The 19,942-nt window shown below is 40.8% G+C and carries 19 protein-coding genes; 4 read left to right on the top strand and 15 right to left on the bottom strand.

Annotated elements, in window-relative coordinates; genetic code table 11:
• Positions 1-20: 20 nt before the first annotated feature.
• The 8 genes from fliJ to NO991_RS12315 all read right to left on the bottom strand — a co-directional run bounded on the left by fliJ (position 21) and on the right by NO991_RS12315 (position 8,434).
• Positions 21-476: a flagellar export protein FliJ gene (gene fliJ / locus NO991_RS12350; RefSeq protein WP_054553271.1), complete on the bottom strand. Its 456-nt coding sequence runs from the start codon at positions 474-476 to the stop codon at positions 21-23.
• Positions 476-1,810 (bottom strand): flagellar protein export ATPase FliI, encoded by a 1,335-nt coding sequence (fliI, locus tag NO991_RS12345; RefSeq protein ID WP_054553272.1) that lies wholly within the window; start codon positions 1,808-1,810, stop codon positions 476-478. The genes fliJ and fliI overlap by 1 nt, the downstream gene beginning before the upstream one ends.
• A gap of 17 nt (positions 1,811-1,827) precedes the next feature.
• Positions 1,828-2,646, bottom strand: coding sequence for a flagellar assembly protein FliH (gene fliH, locus NO991_RS12340; protein ID WP_054553273.1), 819 nt, complete (start codon positions 2,644-2,646; stop codon positions 1,828-1,830).
• A gap of 3 nt (positions 2,647-2,649) precedes the next feature.
• Entirely contained in the window at positions 2,650-3,690 is a 1,041-nt protein-coding gene (fliG, locus tag NO991_RS12335) for a flagellar motor switch protein FliG (RefSeq protein WP_054553274.1), read from the bottom strand.
• On the bottom strand, positions 3,683-5,398 hold the full coding sequence (gene fliF, locus NO991_RS12330) for a flagellar basal-body MS-ring/collar protein FliF (RefSeq protein ID WP_054553275.1): 1,716 nt from the start codon (positions 5,396-5,398) through the stop codon (positions 3,683-3,685). The genes fliG and fliF overlap by 8 nt, the downstream gene beginning before the upstream one ends.
• Before the next feature lie 20 nt (positions 5,399-5,418).
• The gene (gene fliE / locus NO991_RS12325; protein WP_054553276.1) at positions 5,419-5,751 is read right to left on the bottom strand and encodes a flagellar hook-basal body complex protein FliE; all 333 of its coding nucleotides are present in this window, start codon (positions 5,749-5,751) and stop codon (positions 5,419-5,421) included.
• Between the two features lie 170 nt (positions 5,752-5,921).
• Positions 5,922-7,325, bottom strand: a complete 1,404-nt coding sequence (locus NO991_RS12320) for a sigma-54-dependent transcriptional regulator (RefSeq protein WP_371352071.1) — start codon at positions 7,323-7,325, stop codon at positions 5,922-5,924.
• Positions 7,322-8,434: a PAS domain-containing sensor histidine kinase gene (locus NO991_RS12315; RefSeq protein WP_054562185.1), complete on the bottom strand. Its 1,113-nt coding sequence runs from the start codon at positions 8,432-8,434 to the stop codon at positions 7,322-7,324. The genes NO991_RS12320 and NO991_RS12315 overlap by 4 nt, the downstream gene beginning before the upstream one ends.
• A gap of 128 nt (positions 8,435-8,562) precedes the next feature.
• Here NO991_RS12315 and NO991_RS12310 point away from each other — a divergent pair, with 128 nt between their 5' ends.
• Positions 8,563-9,150 carry a DNA-3-methyladenine glycosylase I gene (locus tag NO991_RS12310; protein ID WP_187490181.1) on the top strand — a complete coding sequence of 196 codons (588 nt, stop codon included), beginning with the start codon at positions 8,563-8,565 and terminating at the stop codon, positions 9,148-9,150.
• 33 nt (positions 9,151-9,183) lie between these two features.
• Here the strand turns inward: NO991_RS12310 and NO991_RS12305 are convergent, their stop codons facing one another.
• Complete coding sequence (locus tag NO991_RS12305) at positions 9,184-10,623, bottom strand: sigma-54 dependent transcriptional regulator (RefSeq protein ID WP_300543686.1); 1,440 nt, start codon at positions 10,621-10,623, stop codon at positions 9,184-9,186.
• Between the two features lie 142 nt (positions 10,624-10,765).
• Positions 10,766-11,551 carry a flagellin gene (locus NO991_RS12300; protein WP_300543689.1) on the bottom strand — a complete coding sequence of 262 codons (786 nt, stop codon included), beginning with the start codon at positions 11,549-11,551 and terminating at the stop codon, positions 10,766-10,768.
• 209 nt (positions 11,552-11,760) lie between these two features.
• Here NO991_RS12300 and pseB point away from each other — a divergent pair, with 209 nt between their 5' ends.
• Genes pseB through NO991_RS12285 form a run of 3 tightly spaced genes read left to right on the top strand, consistent with a single transcriptional unit; the run spans position 11,761 to position 14,758 of the window.
• Positions 11,761-12,762 carry a UDP-N-acetylglucosamine 4,6-dehydratase (inverting) gene (pseB, locus tag NO991_RS12295; RefSeq protein WP_138619159.1) on the top strand — a complete coding sequence of 334 codons (1,002 nt, stop codon included), beginning with the start codon at positions 11,761-11,763 and terminating at the stop codon, positions 12,760-12,762.
• A gap of 9 nt (positions 12,763-12,771) precedes the next feature.
• Positions 12,772-13,938, top strand: coding sequence for a UDP-4-amino-4,6-dideoxy-N-acetyl-beta-L-altrosamine transaminase (pseC, locus tag NO991_RS12290; RefSeq protein WP_371352070.1), 1,167 nt, complete (start codon positions 12,772-12,774; stop codon positions 13,936-13,938).
• 19 nt (positions 13,939-13,957) lie between these two features.
• On the top strand, positions 13,958-14,758 hold the full coding sequence (locus NO991_RS12285) for an AAC(3) family N-acetyltransferase (protein ID WP_371352069.1): 801 nt from the start codon (positions 13,958-13,960) through the stop codon (positions 14,756-14,758).
• A 5-nt stretch (positions 14,759-14,763) separates the two neighbouring features.
• Here the strand turns inward: NO991_RS12285 and NO991_RS12280 are convergent, their stop codons facing one another.
• The 5 genes from NO991_RS12280 to NO991_RS12260 are packed head-to-tail and all read right to left on the bottom strand — an operon-like array spanning position 14,764 to position 19,889.
• Positions 14,764-14,994 carry an acyl carrier protein gene (locus NO991_RS12280; protein WP_339980780.1) on the bottom strand — a complete coding sequence of 77 codons (231 nt, stop codon included), beginning with the start codon at positions 14,992-14,994 and terminating at the stop codon, positions 14,764-14,766.
• Positions 14,984-16,390, bottom strand: a complete 1,407-nt coding sequence (locus NO991_RS12275; protein ID WP_138619165.1) for a class I adenylate-forming enzyme family protein — start codon at positions 16,388-16,390, stop codon at positions 14,984-14,986. The genes NO991_RS12280 and NO991_RS12275 overlap by 11 nt, the downstream gene beginning before the upstream one ends.
• Positions 16,390-17,889: an argininosuccinate lyase gene (locus tag NO991_RS12270; RefSeq protein ID WP_300543701.1), complete on the bottom strand. Its 1,500-nt coding sequence runs from the start codon at positions 17,887-17,889 to the stop codon at positions 16,390-16,392. Before NO991_RS12270 ends, NO991_RS12275 begins: the two co-directional genes overlap by 1 nt.
• Complete coding sequence (locus NO991_RS12265; RefSeq protein WP_138619169.1) at positions 17,889-18,248, bottom strand: 2Fe-2S iron-sulfur cluster-binding protein; 360 nt, start codon at positions 18,246-18,248, stop codon at positions 17,889-17,891. Before NO991_RS12265 ends, NO991_RS12270 begins: the two co-directional genes overlap by 1 nt.
• 3 nt (positions 18,249-18,251) lie before the next feature.
• A complete protein-coding gene (locus NO991_RS12260) occupies positions 18,252-19,889 on the bottom strand; it encodes an L-aspartate oxidase (protein ID WP_371352068.1) in 1,638 nt (545 codons plus the stop codon).
• Positions 19,890-19,942 lie beyond the last annotated feature (53 nt).

Raw genomic sequence — 19,942 nt, 5'->3', positions numbered from 1 at the left:
ATGCCTAAAAAAGAAGTATTTTAAAGAAGTGCATTTTTAAGTTGACGCTGATAAAACTGATTTGCAGCAAATTCATCCAGCATTTTTTGTTCTGCTTTTGCCACTTGCATCGCTTGTTTTTCAGCTTGCTTTTCGATTAACTTCGCTACTGCTTTTGCTTTCACTTGTTGCTTTAACCACAGTGCTTTTCGCTGTGTCACAACTTGTTTTGCGGTATTCACTGTACTTGCTTGCTGGCGTATCGCTTCTTCAATTTTTGCAATAAAAGCATGATATTGGCTGAAGCCAGCACTAGACAAACCAGAGCGTCCTTTCAAATGTAACTGCTGAGAATACTCTAAACGAAAGTTATTTAGCCCTTGCAGTTTTTGTTGATTACTTTGTAAGTGCTGCTGTGCTTTTAAATAATCCATGCGTAAAGACTCTTCTTTATCGCTCTCAAGCTTTAACAATAAATCAAGTTTACTTTTAGCCATTAACCTTGCCCTAATAACTGCGCGAGACCTTGCAGACCTTCATCATAACTGATCACATCTTTCATACCTTGTTGAAGGAATTGATTGACTCGCGGCATCATATTAATTGCTTGGTCGAGCATAGGATCGGTGCCTTTTTGGTACGCCCCTAAGGTGATCATATCTTTGTTTTGTTGATACATTGAATACACTTGCTTGAGCACACGCGCTTGTTGCATATGCGCTTCAGATACAACCTGCGGCATTACACGAGAAATCGACTTTTCAATATCAATAGCCGGATAGTGACCACTGTCGGCTAAATCTCGAGATAAAACAATGTGGCCATCTAAAATAGCGCGGGCAGAGTCAGCAATTGGATCTTGCATATCATCGCCCTCACTAAGTACAGTAAAAAACGCTGTAATGGCACCTTGCCCTTCACCACCATTACCGGCACGCTCCACCAGCGCAGGTAATTTAGCAAATACTGAAGGCGGATAACCTTTCGTAGCCGGAGGCTCACCAACCGCTAAGGCAATTTCACGTTGTGCCATGGCATAACGGGTAACCGAGTCAAGTAATAACAACACGTTAAGTCCTTGATCGCGAAAGTATTCCGCAATGGTCACTGCACTTTCACAGCCTTTTAAACGCATTAATGGTGACGCATCCGCAGGGGCTGCAACTACCACTGAGCGCTTACGCCCTTCGACTCCTAAAATTTCTTCAATGAATTCTTTTACCTCACGACCACGTTCACCCACAAGGCCAACCACGATTACATCTGCTTCAGAACCACGAGTCATCATACCTAGTAGCACTGATTTACCAACACCAGAGCCTGCAAACAGACCCATACGCTGGCCTTGACCCACGGTAATAACGGAGTTGATGGCTCGTACACCTACATCCATAGGTTGACTGATTGGTCGTCTTGCCAGCGGGTTAATTGCGTTTTGCGCAAACTTTAAGTGATGCTCAGCATTAATTGCACCTAAGCCATCAAGTGGCCGACCAAGGCCATCCACTACGCGGCCAAGTAAACTCATGCCTACAGGCAATCCTGTTTCGTTTACTTTTGGGATAACTCGCGCACCTGGTAGTACGCCAGAGATGTGATCATTTGGCATTAAGTACAGTGTTTGGTCATTAAAGCCAACAACTTCAGCATCAACAAAGCCGTTAATGGTTTCAATTTTACATTGACTACCAACAGGTGCTCTAAGCCCTTTTGCTTCTAGCGTTAAACCAACAACACGCGTCAGAATACCGGCAACAGCCGGTTTTGGAGCCTTGATATGTTTTTCATAGCGCTGTAAGCGTTCGCTAAGAGTCATTGATTGAGCACTCATAATGAGCCTAAAAAGTGTTAGATACCACTGCTATGCAAAAAGTTTTCCAACGTTTCTTTGACGCGAGTTTTTATCGTCATATCGAGGGATGATTGCGGGGTTTTAATTTCGCAGCCACCGCGCTCTAAAGTCGGCTCTGCCACTAACTGCCAATGGTTATCTGCGATAGTTTGTTCGCCATAACTTTCGGTAATTAAAGCAATATCATCAGGATGTAAGTGAATACGTACTTTCACTTGCTCTTCACCTAACGCATCAATGGCTTGCTTCAAAGCATGTAAAATGACTTCTGGTGAGGTTTTGATTTCTTGGTAAACTAAGACTTCAGTTAACATAACAGCTAATTGCACTAACTGCTTTTCGGCACTTTCATCGACTTTAGATAATGGTTGAGAAAGGCTATCAAGTAAGCTTCTTAAGTTGGTGAGCTGCTCTTCTAAAATAGGCTTAATTTCTTCTTGGCCTTGCTCCTTACCAAGCTCAACACCTTCTTTAAAACCAGCTTCTTTCCCCTCATGCGCGCCTTTTTCAAAACCATCTATATAGCCTTGTTCATGACCTTGCTTTAGCCCTTCTTCATAGGCATCTTGACGGATTTTTTCAAGTTCAGCCATGGTCAATGACGGAATTTCAGGCTCTTCTGGCTGCTCTTCGGCCTGCTGCTTTTGCTGCTCTTTACGATATAAGTCAGCTAAAGGCGTGCCATACGCCGTTGAGCGTCCAGCGAGTTTTGTTGTATCTTGCGTCACTTCAGGAATTGGCCAGTTTTCCAATAATTCATCGGCAGCTTCACTGGCATGCACTGGGCGTCCTGTATGAAATGAAGACTTACTCATGGCTTACAGGAACTCCTCACCACCACCGCCACCAAGCATGATTTCGCCTGAGTCAGCTAAACGTCGTGCCGTAGAAAGAATTTCTTTCTGTGCCGCTTCTACTTCGCTAATACGAACAGGGCCCATTGCCTCAAGATCATCAGCGAGTAATTCAGCGGCACGTTTTGACATATTGCCCAAAATCTTCTCTTTTAATGCTTCGTCAGTACCTTTAATTGCTTTCATTAATACATCTTGCTGTACTTCACGAAGGATCGCTTGAATACCACGGTCTTCAACATCCATTAAGTTCTCAAAGACAAACATAAGGTCTTGGATTTGCTGTGACATCTCTTCATCGTGTTCACGGATTGAATCCATTAACTGACCTTCAACATTGGTATCTAGGTAGTTCATGATATCAGCAGCCGCTTTCAAGCCACCCATTTTCGCAGCTTGCGCACCAGCTTGACCTGCGAACTGTTTCTCCATGATTTCATTCAACTCTTGCAATGCTGCTGGTTGAACTTCTTCAAGGTTTGCAATACGCATGGTTAAATCTAAACGCACTTTTTCTGGGAATTGCGACAAGATTTCCGCTGATTGCTCTGGCTCTAAATAAGATAAAACAATGGTTTGAATTTGCGGGTGCTCGTTACGAATGATATTCGCCACTTGCTTTGAGTCCATCCACTTCAATGAATCAAGACCTTTCGCCCCTGAGCCCATAACAATTTGGTCAATAAGGCTGGCAGCCTTGTCTTCACCAAGCGCTGCTGTAAGGGCTTTTTTAATAAAGTCTTCAGACTGGAAGCCAATGGTACTGAAGCTTTGAATTTGCTCAATAAACAAATTATGGACTGCGCTAATTTTCGCTTGCGATAAATCATCTAGTGCGGCCATTGCCATACCCACCTTTTGCACTTGCTTTGGCTCTAAGTGCTTAAGGATTTGCGCAGCATCTTCTTCTGATAAGCTCAGCAATAAGATTGCCGCCTTATCAACACCGTCTAATTTATCAACATCAAACGCCGGTGGTAATTGTTTTTGTTCTTGATCAGTCATCTTCTGTTAACCACGCTTTCACTACTTGAGAAGACAGTTCTGGTTCATTTGCAACCAATGCACGAACTGCTTTGAGTAAATCTTCATCGCCATGTAAGTCTGGCAGCTGTAGTGTACCATCACTTGAGAATCCTACAGCAGCAGAGTCAAAGTCTTTATTTAGCATATCTAGCGTGCTATCACCAATATCTACACCTGCACTTAATGCATCTTCATCATATTCTTCTAGTGTATCGTCTGGGTAAATTAGACGTTTCAGCATAGGTCTTACAACAAAGACAATAAGTACGATGATAACCAGTGCACCTAATGCTAAGCGTAGCATCTTCATGAACCAATCTTGCTCCCAAAGTGGAACTTCAATCGCTTCACCTGTATCTTGTCTTACAAATGGCACTGTAACGACTTCAAGTGCATCACCGCGTTGCATATCAAACCCAACACCACCTTGTAGTAAGCGACGAATATTTGACAATGCTTCGACAGAGCGAGGAACCATAGTTGTCTCACCGTTTTCACCTACTTGTGGTACATAATCAACGGCAACTGACACACTGATGCGGCGGATAACACCGGTTTGCTGGCGCTTATGCGAAATTGTGGTATCAAGTTCGTAGTTACGTGTTGCTTCTTTATGCGAACGACTTGGGTTCGTTGCTGAACCTGCACTACCTTGGCCAGCGACCTCAGGAATATTAGAGTTAACTGGCGGCTGATTCGTTAGCGCACCTGGAATGCCCACAGCAAGACCACCAATGTTGTTTTCTTCGAACGTGGTTTCACTGCGCACAGCGGGTAAGTCTGGGTTATAACGTTTTTGTGTTTCTTCGACTGCACTAAAATCCATATTTAAGTCGACTTGCGCTGTGTAGTTACCTAAACCTACAACTGGAATAAGGATGCTATCGATTTTATTTAAGTATTCTTCTTCACGCTTACGCTCAATTTCATACTCTTTACGAGAGCGAGCAGCAAGTGAGTTTTGTGAGCCTGAATTCAGTAAACGACCATTTTGATCGGTAACAGTAACACGCTCTGGCGATAAACCTTGGACTGCTGAGGCAACAATATCAACTACTGAGTCAACTTCTTCACCATCAAGCGTACGGCCGCGTTTTAAGGTTAGTACTACCGTTGCTGAAGGTTGTTTTTCACGACGAGCAAATACGTTTTCTTTTGGAATAGCTAAAAGTACTTTGGCGCGAGTAACATTTTTTAGCTCTTCGATGGTACGTGCAAGCTGTTGCTCACGACCATGTTTTAAACGTTCACGTTCAAGGCGTTGGCTTACACCAAACCCCATGTCTTGCATGATGATGTCAGTACCTGAGCTTGGCGCTTGCTCTAGGCCTTCACGAGCCATCAATAATTTGATGTTTTGGTATTCACCTTCTTCAACAGAGATGACGTTACCATCAAGTTCGTAATCAATCTTTTGAGCGTCTAAGAAGTCCAGCGTTTGAATAAGCTCTTCCGTTGGCATTTTGCCAAGCGGACGCATATCTGGCTGACGAGCCCAAATAATAATAAAAATTGCGATAGCCAAACAGATTGCTAAAGCAATCACTAAAGTAGCCTGGCGTAAAACGTCTACACCATTTAAGGCACTTAGGTAGCCTGACTTTTGCTCTTGTTGATCGTCAGTATCGGTTGCATCGATACCGCCGCCTGCTAAGGCTAGATCAGTTGATTGATTAGATTGCGCCACAATAATTCTCCACTACCTAGTTACACAGGCATGTTCATAATTTCTTTATAAGCTTCAACAAGTTTATTGCGAACCTGTACCGTCGCTTCAAAGGCAACTGATGACTTTTGCGAAGCAATCATTACGTCCGCAAGTGAAACACTGCGATCGCCCATTTCAAGCGCGGTTACTTTTTGTTTTGCTTCTTGTTGTAAGCCATTCACTGTATCAAGTGCATTGGTAAGTAAATCACCAAACTGTGCCGATGAAGTTGGCTGAGTTTGTGTTGGTAAATTATTAATTGAGTTACTACGACCAACTTCTGAAGCCATAGATTGCATTTCTTGAAATAATGCGCTGTTTTGAACTTTCATAATACTCTCTGACAATGCAGTTTACTTATGCACTGATAAAGCACAAACCGTGCCACAAAATAAAACCTGGATTTTCAATAGCTTAGCGCAGTTAATTTACTTGTCAGAGTTTTGACAGCAAACAAGCTCACAAAAATGCGAGCTTGTTTGACTAACTTTTTGGAAGGAGTTTATGCAGGTAAGGCGATACCCAAGTCTCGCATTTGCGCCAGTTTATAACGTAACGTGCGCGGACTGATACCTAAGGTTTCTGCAACCTCTTTACGCTTACCGTTACAACGCGCTAAGGTTTCTAAAATAATACGATGCTCTTTGTCTTTCAGCTCGTCTTTGTAATTACCTTGCTCACTCACTTGTGGCACGGTATCTAGATTAACTTCAACAGGCTGTTCTTGATATACCGGAGCGTTGTGTGGCGGCGTAGCGACTGGCTTGATATCCGCCGTAAGCAACTCTTCAATAAAGACATCATCTTGATGAATACTATTCCCATCGCATAATATCAACGCCCGTTGAATAACGTTATCGAGCTCTCGTACGTTACCTGGCCAAGCATGCGATAGCAGCTTTTGTTTCGCATCCTCACTTAGTTGAGCTATAGGCTCTTTACTTTTCAGGCAATGACGCTCTATTAAATGCTCTGCCAATACAACAATGTCACCAGGACGCTCGGCTAATGGTTTCCACATTAGCGGGAATACATTTAAGCGATAATATAAATCTTCCCTAAATAGATTTTCGCTCACCGCTTCTTTCAAATCTCGGTTACTTGTAGCAAGTACGCGAACATCAAGCTCTATGGTTTTACGACCGCCTAAGCGCTCTACTTCGCGCTCTTGAAGTACACGCAGTAATTTTGCTTGTAAGCCTAAATCCATCTCAGTTATTTCATCAAGTAAGATGGTGCCACCTTGAGCTTGTTCAAACTTACCCGGACATGCTTGAATAGCGCCGGTAAACGCCCCTTTTTCGTAACCGAATAAGGTTGCTTCAAGCATGTTTTCAGGAATAGCAGCGCAGTTAATAGCCACAAAGGGGGCATCGCTACGATTTGATTTATCGTGGATAAAACGAGCCAACACTTCTTTACCCGAGCCACTTGGGCCGAGTACCATGACACTGGCATCTGAGCGGGCAACTTTGCTCGCGAGCTCTAATAGCTTAATACTCGATGGATCGGCAACGATTGGGCCATCGGTTTCTTTTTCCTTTTCAGGTAGATAACGACTCACCATGTTAAGGAGCACTTCTGGAGCAAACGGTTTTGCCATGTAATCAATCGCACCTAAACGCATTGCTTCTACAGCATCATCAATGGTGGCATAGGCTGTCATCATTAATACCGGCAGCTCAGGATAATTAAGTTTAATGCTACGTAATAGGTCAAGGCCACTCATGGCGCCCATTTGCACATCACTAACAACCAATGAATAGCTATTTTGCTTAAGCAAGATCATCGCTTGTTCAGCGCTATCTGCAGCAACGCAATCAATACCCGACATCTCAAGGGTATCGATTAGCGCTTCTCGTAAACCTGCGTCGTCTTCAACGACTAAGATAGAGTTAGTATTCATTTTGCCTCCGCTGACATTGGTTCTGCACTAATTGGCAAGATCAAACTAAAACATGCTCCCCCATGAGCATTATTTGTCACTTCAACCCGTCCTTGGTGCGCATTGGCGACTGAACTTACAACTGCAAGTCCAAGCCCCGTGCCCTGGCTTTTGGTAGTGTAAAAAGGTTCGAATAATTTGTTGGCATGGCGTAAATCAACACCCGGGCCATTATCACTGACACTGATACGAACACAGTTTTCGCTAGTTTCGTCACGTTCGGCACTCAGGGTTACCACAGCCTCAGAGCCAATAATTTGAATACTATTGTGGATCAGGTTTTGAATAGCACTCGCCAGAGCAGTTTTATTACCCATAATTTCAATATCTGGCTCAGGCAAGTTCACGCTAAGTTCACTGTTATTTTGTGCAACCATAGCATCAGCACCGGCTTTTACTTCATTAAGTAACTGTTGCATTGAAACGCTTTCGACCACTTGTTGCTCACCACTTTTGGCAAATAACAGCATATCGTTCACTTGGGTTTCTAAATCTTTTAAACGCGACATTAGCTTCGTATGAAAGTTGCCACGCGAGCTTTCTGGCAATCGCTTTGAGCCTAAATTTGCGGCATACAGCATGGCCGCTGATAACGGTGTTCTGACTTGATGAGCAAGCGAAGCGACCATTTTGCCAAGCGCACTTAAGCGCTGCATATGTGCTACTCGCTTTTGTAAGCGCCTGGTTTCAGTTAAATCTGTCATTAAAATTAACTGCCCTGGCTCTGGAGCAAGCGCAGTAATATCAAGCTTTATTAAACGGCCATCCTTAAGTGATACTTCATGTCCATCGTCTTGCTGTGGTCGAAATGAGCGTTGAATTACGCTAAACCACTTTTCACCTTCAAGGGGTTCACCTAGCATATCAATGGCAATTTGATTGGCTTTTGCGATCATACCTCGGCCATCCAAAACCACCACACCTGCAGGCATGGTATCAACCAAATGACCTAACCAACTGGCTTGTTGGCGCAGCTCACTCAACTCACCCACATACTCTTCTTGTTGTAAGCATGGGTTATATTGTTTGGCTGTGATAAATTGTGGTTTTAGGACATTTGCTAAGGCCATAATCGATACTCAAAAAATCGTGTCTACCTAGTCAAATGCACAATCCGTACCAAATTTATTTTTGTTTTATTTCAATAAATTAAAGACAAAAACAACACTGACAAAAAAATGACAATCGCGAGGGAATAATGCAAAAAGAACACCATTGTCGTTGCCCATGGCTCGATACCAGCAAAGAAGATTATGTGGCCTATCATGACCAAGAATGGGGGGTGCCATTATATGATGATCACCGCTTATTTGAGTTTATAACCTTAGAGTCAGCACAAGCGGGACTGAGTTGGTATACCATACTTAAAAAACGTGATGGCTATCGCAGTGCCTTTAAAAACTTTGTTGTTGAAGATGTTGCCAGAATGACCGAAGACGACGTCGAAAGTTTAATGCAGTTTGAAGGTATTATTCGTAATCGCGCTAAAATCGCCGCCACTATCAATAACGCGCAACGTTTTATTGAGATTCAAAAAGAGTTTGGCAGTTTCTCAAATTACCAATGGCAGTTTGTTGGTGGCAAACCATTGGTAAACAATCTTGATAAATTAGAGGATTACCCGGCTATTACTGAAGCCTCTACAGCATTCGCCAAAGATTTAAAAAAGCGCGGCTTTAAGTTTTTAGGCCCGACGACGGTGTATGCCCACATGCAGGCCTGTGGCATGGTAAATGACCATAGCAATGATTGCTTTAGAAAAGCTGAGATAATTAGTGAATATTAAAGAGATAAAACCGAGGAAGAAACCTAACGCGGCTTAATCGCGCGTTAGGTTATATTTCTTCATTTTTTCGACCAGTGTGGTGCGGCGAACACCTAAAATTTCTGCTGCACGTGCAACAACATAATCGTAGCGCTCTAATGCTTGGCTGATTAAGCTGATTTCTAGCTCAGCTAGGTATTCTTTGAGCTCAATTCCTTCATCTGGTAATAAACCTGAGTCAGCCGTTGTTGCTGGGGTATCAAGCTCTTCCTCATCATAATCACTAAAGCCGGTACTGAAAATATCGTTGAAAGCATCTCGCTCCATCAACTCTTCAGGGTACTCAGGCTCATAAGCATCAACTTCAATATAACGATATTTAGCTGGTAGGTCTGGCACATCAACCACTTTATCAGGGAACATGATCACCATGCGCTCAACTAAGTTAGCAAGCTCACGAATATTCCCCGGCCACGCATGCTCTTTTAAGCTTTGAATCGCACGCTCAGTGAATTTGGCCGTTGTGCCACTTTGCTCGTTCACACGACGCATTAACTCTTTCAACAGCAAAGGAATGTCGTCAGCACGCTCACTTAGCGAAGGATTTTCAATTGGAAACACGTTTAAGCGATAAAAAAGGTCTTCACGGAAGTCGCCTTTTTCAATCATCTCTTCAAGGTTGCGGTGAGTTGCAGCAATAATGCGTACATCAGCTTGAATAGGCTTAGTACCCCCTACTCGCTCATAGCTACGCTCTTGCAACACACGTAGTAGTTTAACCTGCATTTGCAAAGGCATATCACCTATTTCATCTAGAAACAGCGTGCCGCCTTGCGCTAATTCAAAGCGCCCTTTGCGTGCAGAAATAGCGCCCGTAAAGGCGCCCTTTTCATGGCCAAATAGCTCACTTTCAAGTAGTTCACCAGGAATAGCACCACAGTTTACCGGCACAAATGGCCCGGTATTGCGTTTAGAGAGTAAATGAACGTTACGTGCAACAACTTCTTTACCTGTGCCTGACTCACCTAAGATCAGCACGTTGGCATCGGTTTTTGCTACTTGCTCAATTAAAAAGCGCACATCTTTTACAGCTTCGGTTTCACCGACTAAACCATCAAATGATTTGTTAGATTTAGCTTGTTTATGGTCACCTGGTAGCATGCGCTGATATTGCTGACAATCATGCAATAGCTGAGTAGTTACGTCATGGTTAAATGGTTCACAAATTAAACCAACTACATTAGCAATGCTTAGCAGCGGTTTGAGTGTTTCACCAATTAATAAAAACGGAATGGCAGGAAACTGTTTGATCACAGCCTCGTGATTTAGCTGCTGTAAAGCACCAAGAATGACCATGCATTCTTGCTGTTGATGTTTTTCACAAAAAGACTGTAATGAAGTCTCATCAACTAATTGTGCAGTTTCACCAATGAAGGTAAGTGCTGCATGTAAACCTATCGCACGATTATTATTATTGTCTAAAATTAAGATCATTATTGGCGAACCACAGTTACCACGAGGTTAGTTAATTTCTAAATTGTAAGCGAGTTTAGGAGGGATGCAAGCGCTAAGCGGCAATTTATTGACATCAACGCCAAAAAATAGTCACTTAGCACTAAAATTTAATACTAAAGAATTAAAGCAAGCCTAATATAGATTCGGCTGAACGATTTGCCTGACCACGTAGGGCAATCGATGCTTGCGATAAAATATCATTAGCTACTTGATCAGACACAGCTTTTGCATAGTCAGTATCTTCTATTCGGCTTTGGCTCGCAGCAATGCTCTCTCGCTGGTTACCTAAACCTTTTATCGTACTCGCCAAGGTGTTTTGAAAAGCGCCTAGCTCAGCTCTTTGCGTGTTAATTTCTTCAGCTGCTTGGTCGCTAATATCAATCGCAGCTTGAGCTCCTGCTTGGGTTGAAATATCGATTCCCGCAATAACTGAAGCAATACTACCATCAGATGGCGTCACTGATTGTGTGGTGTTAGCATCAGGACCCACTTGAAACGACACTTGCTCACCATCAAATAAAGGTTTACCACCGAATGTGGCATTTTCAAATGTTTCTGATATTTGCGTTTGTAATTGCGACACTTCTTCTTGGAGTGCAGCCCTATCACTATCTGTGAGCGCACCATTACCCGCTTGAATAGACAGCTCTCGAATGCGAGAAACGGCATCATTTACACCAGATAGATTTGACTCTGTTACTTGCGAGTAAGAAATACCATCGTACGCATTGTTAATTGCTTGACTGTAGCCATCTTGTTGCGATGTTAGTCTATCAATAATTTGCAATGCAGCGGCATCATCTGCCGCTGAATTTACTTTTTTACCTGATGCTAGTTGCTCAGCAAGCTTATTGCCCGTTTGCTGAGTTTGGTTTAAAAACCCGGTATTGGGTGATTGAATTTTCATGGCGGCCTCCGACAAACCGATTGCTTAAATTATAGCTTAATTTGCCAAATTTTGTACTTTGTACCATGGTTTAGATAAATTAACTTGGCATCTGACTTGCTAGTGTATTAGTTAATAGTTAAATTACTGAGAATTGTGTCAAAATTCTCACTTTGCGTATTTCACTTTTATAAATAACTACGCCAATGATAAATAACTTAGGTAACGCTATGTTCGACAATAAAACGATTTTAATTACCGGTGGTACTGGTTCATTCGGCAAAAAATACGTCAAAACGCTACTAGAACGCTATAAACCTAAGAAGATCATTATCTTCTCACGGGACGAACTAAAGCAGTTTGAAATGCAGCAAGAGTTTGACCAACCCTGTATGCGATACTTCATTGGTGATGTACGCGATAAAGAAAGGCTTCGTCGTGCTATGCGTGGCGTAAACTATGTGATTCACGCTGCAGCATTAAAACAAGTACCCGCCGCTGAATACAACCCAATGGAATGTATCAAAACCAATATTAATGGTGCTGAAAACGTTATTGATGCCGCCCTTGATAATAACGTAGAAAAAGTCATTGCACTGTCAACTGATAAAGCCGCGAACCCAATCAATTTATATGGTGCGACTAAACTTGCATCAGACAAGTTATTTGTTGCTGCTAACAATATTGCTGGCGGCCATAAAACAACCTTTGCTGTAGTAAGATACGGTAATGTAGTGTGTTCGCGTGGCTCTGTTGTGCCTATTTTCCAAAAGTTTATCGACCAAGGCCGCGACCATATACCAATTACTCATGAAGAAATGACTCGCTTTTGGATCAGCCTGCAACAAGGTGTTGATTTTGTATTAACTAACTTTGAGCGTATGTTAGGTGGTGAAATTTTCGTTCCAAAGATCCCTTCAATTCGTATTACTGATCTTGCCAAAGCCATGGCACCTGACTTACCAATTAAAATAATCGGTATTCGCCCTGGTGAAAAGTTACACGAAGTTATGTGTCCTGCCGACTTATGCTTTGAAACGTACGAATATAGCGATCACTTTGTTATCGCTCCGGGTATTAAATTCAGTAGTCGTAGCAATGATTTTACTGAAAATGCACTGGGTGAAAAAGGCGAGCAAGTTGCCCAAGGTTTCGAGTATAACTCACTAGATAACCCTGATTATATGAGCATTGAAGAAATTAAAAACTTCAATGTCAAAGCGTTACTGTAATACTTCATTATGGCGAATAAGGTAATTCCTTACGGCAAACAAAGTATTTCTCAAGATGACATCAACGCCGTAATTGATGTCTTAAAGTCTGACTGGCTAACGCAAGGACCTGCTGTTCCAGCATTTGAAAGTGCCATTGCAGAATATTGTGGTGCTCACTATGCCTGTGCTACTAACAGTGCGACTTCAGCGTTACATATTGCTTGCCTTGCCTTAGACGTAGGTAAAGGCGACATTGTATGGACGTCGCCAATCTCCTTTGTCGCATCGAGTAACTGCGCGCTGTATTGTGGCGCAGAGGTCGACTTTGTTGATATCGACCTTGAAACTGGCAATATGTCTGTTGCAGCGCTTAAAGAAAAACTGACATTAGCCAAACAAAGCCAGCAACTCCCTAAAGTCGTGATCCCTGTTCATCTAGCTGGTCAGTCATGCGATATGGCAGCAATCAATGCACTTGCCAAAGAGTATGGTTTTAAGGTTATTGAAGATGCCTCGCATGCTATTGGCGCCAAGTACAAAGATAAGCCTGTTGGCAGCTGTGTTTATTCAGATATTACTGTGTTTAGCTTTCATCCAGTCAAGATAATTACATCTGCTGAAGGGGGTATGGCGGTTACCAACTGCGCTGGGCTCAACAAAAAAATGAGCCGCTTGCGAAGTCATGGTATTACTAATATTCCTGAAGAAATGACCGAGTCAAGTCACGGCCCTTGGTATTATCAACAGTTAGAGCTTGGTTTTAATTATAGAATGACTGATATGCAAGCCGCTTTAGGACTGAGTCAGTTAAAGCAGCTAGACAACTTTGTATCAGTGCGAAACGACATTGCAACAACATATAACCATGCATTTGCAAACTCAACGGTAGCTCATTTAACACAATCGAATGAGTGTTACTCTAGCTACCATTTATATATTGTTCGTTTAACACAGTGTGATATAGAAAAACACAAGTCAGTCATTACAGGCATGCGCGAGCAAGGAATTATTGCTCACTTGCACTATATACCTATCCATTTACAGCCTTATTATCAAGCTTTAGGCTTTTCTGACGGTGATTTCCCTAATGCAGAAACCTACTACAAACAGGCTGTTACTATTCCTCTGCACCCAACTATGACAGCAGATGAGCAAAAAGCTGTAATTACGGAATTCTTTAACCTAGTGAATTAAACAAGGAATTAGAGCTTTCATGTTAGCAGACATATCTTACGAAAGTTTAAAACAGGCATACTCTTCTGTTGGTATCACAGAAGGAAAAGTTGTTTATGTTACTGGAGATATCACAAAAGTTGGTATTTCTCTTTCTTTGAGTAAGTTCGAGCTGTTAAATTTACATCTTAAGGTGATTATGGATTTGATAGGCCCAGAAGGTACAATTGTAGTGCCAACCCATAGCTTTTCACTTTGTAATACTAACATTCCATTTTCACTAAAAAATACACCTTCTGAAACCGGTGCTTTTAGCGAATTTATCAGAAATCAAACAGGAAGCATTAGACAGCTTCACCCTTTCTCGTCTCGCACTGCTATAGGAAAAGAAGCTTCTTATATTTGCGAAAACACAGCTCCCCATAGTTATGGTATGCACACTCCATTTTCTAGGATGCTGGAGCTTAACAGTATTTTTATTTCCGTAGGTATTCACCCAAAACAAATTGTCAGCCTTGTTCACCAATGTGAGTCTGACATGAACGTACCTTACAGGTATACAAAAGAGTTCATACATCCAATTGAAACTGGGCAGCACACAAAAATGAAAGCTTTTTATCATCTAGTAACGTATCTAAACTGCGATATAAAAAGAGATAAAAATGTCAAAATATTTGAAAATTTCGAAAAACAATTTAAATTGAATCACTCTAAAATGTGCCATGGCAGCGTCTGGGGCTTCAATATGAGAGAGTTTTATAAAGCAACGACTGAGCTGATGAGAGATGATATTTACAGTTGGCTTGCGGAGCCACCGAATAGTCGCCCCTACCAAGCTTAATGCATTTATTTATTATCTAAAAACTCTATTAACTCAGAAACAGTACCTAACTTAGACAACTGTTCATCGTTGATGTCTATACCTAGCTCTCTCTTAATTTTTAAGACTATAGTCATAACATCTATAGAATCCAGTCCAAGTTCAGCAAAGCTTGATGAAAAATCCGCTTCGTTACTAAGATCCACACTTGGGTTTTGAATTAAAATTAACTCTTTTATGATTTGTTTACTTTTCATATTGCTCACATAAATGCTTTTTAATTAATGCTCTACTTACTTTACCAGAACGTGTTCGTGGTAGCTCACTTAATGTAAATAGCTTATTCGGTCTAAAATTTGAATCAGTATCTTTCAAATGTTTTGCTACATCCTTGAGAGTTACTTTAGTTTCTCCTTCTACACATAAAACAATAATACTATCTTTAACTTTACTGGGATCTTCCATACCAAGTACTGTAAAAGCATTGCTCTTAAATAACGTCACCAGTTTAGATTCTATTTCATCAGGGTGCACTAAAACACCATTATAATTTATTACATCATCACTTCTTCCTGAAAAGACTAGATAACCTTGCTCATCTAAGTACCCAACATCAGAAGTTATAAACCAACCATCTTGAAGCTGACTATTCCATAGCTCATCATCGAGATACCCTAAGCATAAATTACTTCCTCTAATTGCTATTCGTCCACTTTCGAAAGGGGGTAAAGCGCAGCCTTGATCATCAATAATTTTTAACTCAGAGCATTCTGAAGCAGGTCCTTCGGTCTTGACCTTATCTAAATTACGGTTTAGCTCAAAGAATGTTACTCGCATAGCTTCACTTAACCCATAATGGAGAAATATTCTTGTTTTAGGCAGTGAATTACATAATTCAATTCGGAAAAAGTGATCAAATCTCATTGCGCCAGTTTGTAGCCATTTTAGGTTGTCTGCAACTGCCGCCAACTCACTTTTGCCTACTTGTAGTAAAGCTGCTAACAAAGAAGGTGCCGTTGATAATGCATTACAATCATACTTACTAAACAATGATGAAATTGATAAAGGATTACTAAGCTGAGTTGGTAATACAATTCTTCCGCCGGCCATCAGGACACTATGGCATCGCCCAAAACCAAATGCATGATCTATTGAAGCAAAAACTAATTCTGCAATTCCCTCATCAACCTCCATCTTACTATTCATGAATGCACAAATATCGTTGATGCCACACTGAGATAATCTTACCCCTTTCAATTTGCTGGAAGTCGTTCCAGAAGTAAAAATAACCATAGCTTCTTGATCAAATGAAACATCAATATTCTTTGGCTCTAATTGAGGGTAAGATTCAATAAACAATGCAGCATCACTAGTTTCCAATGCCCCCTGAAGTCTCTGTGGATCAATAAAGGGAATAGGTACTATGCTAACCCCACATTTTGCACCAGCATAATAAGAAAAAAGGAGCTCAACAGGTGAAAAATTTGATACTGCGACTCTTTGACTAGGCTTTATATTTTTTGATTTTAAAAAAGTAGCGAATTTGTCTATTTCTATATGAAACTCATCATAGCTGTATTCTTTATCGCCAAATGAAACCGCTATTTTCGTACCTTTTTTGTTTGCTACTTCTGTATAAATACTTGTTAACATTATTTGTCCTTTAGCTCATTCAAAAAGAGATTCACTTTTTTCACAAAGCGCTCATTGAAAGATGACATTCTATAATTTTCTTGAAACGAATGTGCCTGAGCTATACTATTTTGACTGTCCTGAACCATTAATTTAACCTGCTCGGGGTTTGCACTACCAAGTCCTTTCCTTAAAGAAATAAGAGAAGGTATGTCAATGTTAGAATTAAATACCTGATCCGGAATGTTTGGCAAATCAATATTTAACTGCTGTGCTGCTAACTTTATACTATCAAGAGTAAAACCATCTTGCTCTTCATCACAAGCATTCCTTACTGCCCTACCGATGATTTTATGAGCACTACGATTATCTAAGTCCGAAAATTTGACCAGCATATCGCATAAGTCTGTTGCAACAATAAATTTGTCAGCCGCAGCTTCTGCAAGCTTATCCTTGTTAAATTTAGATGTAGATAAAATCCCGGCAAAAAGGTCGACACACTGAATAGCATAATCTAAAGCCTTTGGTAGTTCTCCATAAGCATAGAGTCGGTTATCAGGCTGCCCACTAATAGTCTGATTTGTTGATAAAATATTTGTCATCATGCCATTAAAGGTTCTAGCTTGACCACGAATGAATGCTAACCCATATGGATTTTTCTTTTGTGGCATTATGACACTTGTGCGGGTAAAGCCATCAGCTAACTCAAGGTAAGAGAATTCTGCGCTATTCCAAATAATAAACTCTTCACTGATTCGATTTAAGCTTGTCATTATCGAACAAAGACTCGTCATCACATCAATACACATATCTGGTGCCCACATCGCATCCCGAGTGTGAGTTAATATGCCATCAAATTCCAGCAACTCGGCAATAAACTCTCGATTCATCTCAATTTGAGAGCCATTAACACTCCCTGAACATGCAGGAGATAAATTCACCATTTTTATAGCTGTTTCTATGCGACCAATATCTCTTAATAGCGGTCTTTGAAACCCTTGTAAATAATGGGCTAAAGTAGTGGGCTGTGCATGTTGTAAATAGGTAAAGTCTGCCATAAAAGTATTTAAATGTTGTGAAACAACGTGATTAAATACCTCACATAACTGAATTAACTTTTCATGAAGGCAAAATAATTTTTCGCGGCAAACCATTTGCCAAGCTATTGTACTAGCTTCCCTTCGAGCACGTCCGATGTGAACATAACCACTATCAGGGCCAATTTGCTGTTGCAAATATTTATCTCTGTTATTGTAACTATCTCCAACAGCAGGATCTAAAGGAATGTTTTCAGTTCCTTGTAGGTGGACTTCAAGAAGACCTGATAGCAACTTTCTTCCTTTTGATGAAGAAATTACTCCCCCTTGAATTAAAGTCATGACATGACTCATATCCGCTATACTTAAGTTGCTCATAATATATGGGCTACATTCAAGTTCATATTGAAATGCACTGTTATATAAGCGTTGATCTGGACCTTCTTTAAAGCGAGAACCCGCACCTAAAAAACTATTACTCATTATTTCACCTCTATTTCTGAACAGTTTTCAAACTGCGGTTCTACGATCAGGTCACGAACAACTTTCGTGCAATTGTAAGGGGTTATTTCAAGCTCATTGCCAAATTCGGAAACTAACTTTGCTACATTTTCACTGCAAGCTAACATCACTTTGCCATTAACTTTTAAACGACAACTACCACACAACCCTATTCGGCAGTTTTTATCGAAAGCCAGAGTGCTATCAAATTCATACAGGACTCTCATAAGCAAATCGAGAAGAGTCTCTTCATTGCTATAGCTAAGAGTGAAAGGTTGTAAGATTGATGGACTCACTGTTTCTTTGTTAAAACGATAAATGTTTAATGTTATTGTGTTCATTAATTATGAAATCCTAATTAACTCACATGCCATTCCACCTAACTCATGTTTATAGGTTAGTGTAGCCATTTCAAAAAAATTGCCTTCTGATGGGAAGTCATCACGATAATGGGCTCCTCTTGATTCAGGCCTACAAAGAGCCGCTCGACATATAGCCTCTGAGATTAAAAGCATATTTTTAAGTTCAACATATTGTTTTATTTGCTGATTATAAAAGTGAGTGCGGTCGCTAATTTTTATATCTAAATACCTTTGATTCAAGTCGGCTAATATTTTCAATTGCTCTTTCAACCCATTTTCATTTCTTATTACTCCGGCGTTTTGAGACATTGTCGCTTTCAAAGTGCTCAGAATTTCTCCCATTTTCTCTTTGCTATCCCCAAACGGAAAAGTAAACTCCTTGAAAGAGGCATTTTGGTAATTAGCCTTTTTTTGGAACTTTGCAGCATTTTGTCCAGCTAGACGGCCAAAGACAACAACTTCAAGCAACGAATTCCCACCGATTCGGTTTGCACCATGCACACCATTACAAGCAGCTTCACCCGCAACAAATAAACCATTTATTATATCGCCCATATAATTAAGAACTTGACCATTAATATTACAACTAACCCCCCCCATTAAATAATGAGCTGAAGGTATTATAGAAATTTTATCCTTAGTTACATCGGCATTTAGGTAAGTAGCCGCTATCAAAGAGGCTTCTTTCAAAGCAAACTTTTTTTCCTCTGGAATGTTTGTTAAGTCAAGATAGAGTTCAGAGCCTGGGTGATTACTTAATTCTTTTGCAATTGCTATAGACACTTTATCTCTACCAGCCAACTCCTTTTTCTCTGGATAGTAACGTGACATAACATTGTCATTTGAAATTGAGACTATTTTACCACCAGCACCAAGTACAGGTTCAGGTATTTGTATACCACTATTTCGTAAACCCAAAGGGTGAAACTGAACAAATTCCATATGCCTTAATGCAGCACCAGCATTGAATGCGAGGGACAGGCCATCACCAGTTGTAGAAACAGCATTTGTATTATATTTATAGCTATTCAAACCTCCCCCAGTAGACAATACCACTGAATTAGCAAAAACTTTGAATAACTGAGTATTCCGCAAGTGTAAAACTTGAGCGCCAATAACTTGACAAGTTTCTTGGATTAACTCTACAGCCATCATCTGATCTAGTAAGGTGATTAGTTCATTCTTTTTTATTTGCTTGATTAAAGCGACCATAATCGCAAGCCCGGTCCTATCTTTACTAAAGCAAGCTCTGGGAATATTAGACCCCCCGAAGGCTTTGTTTTTGTAGTGCCCTGACTCATCTTTACTAAACTGCACACCTAATTTTTCTAACCAATGAAGATTTTCAGGAGCAGACTCGCACATATACTCAATACAGTCTTTACTAGCAACTCCTCTACCCGCATTAAGACAGTCATTTATATGAGCAAAAGCATCGGGTTCATTTATGGCAACATTTACCCCTCCTCTGGCACTGACTGAATGAGAGTGTAGAGGCGGAATCTTTGATATTAAAATTACTTTCTTACCTGCATAAGCTGCCTCTAACGCAGCGCAACAACCAGCGATGCCTGCACCGATAACTAAAACTTCAGCATTAAGTGATGTTAATTTACTCAACTAAGCTCCTAGATATCAAATCAGTTAAAAAATAAGTATTTTTGCTAAAACCT

It is taken from the genome of Pseudoalteromonas sp. DY56-GL22 (assembly GCF_041414715.1).
Taxonomy (GTDB): Bacteria; Pseudomonadota; Gammaproteobacteria; order Enterobacterales; family Alteromonadaceae; genus Pseudoalteromonas; species Pseudoalteromonas simplex.
The sequence above is the reverse complement of the archived record's forward strand: the minus strand, read 5'-3'. Positions and strand labels throughout refer to the sequence as shown.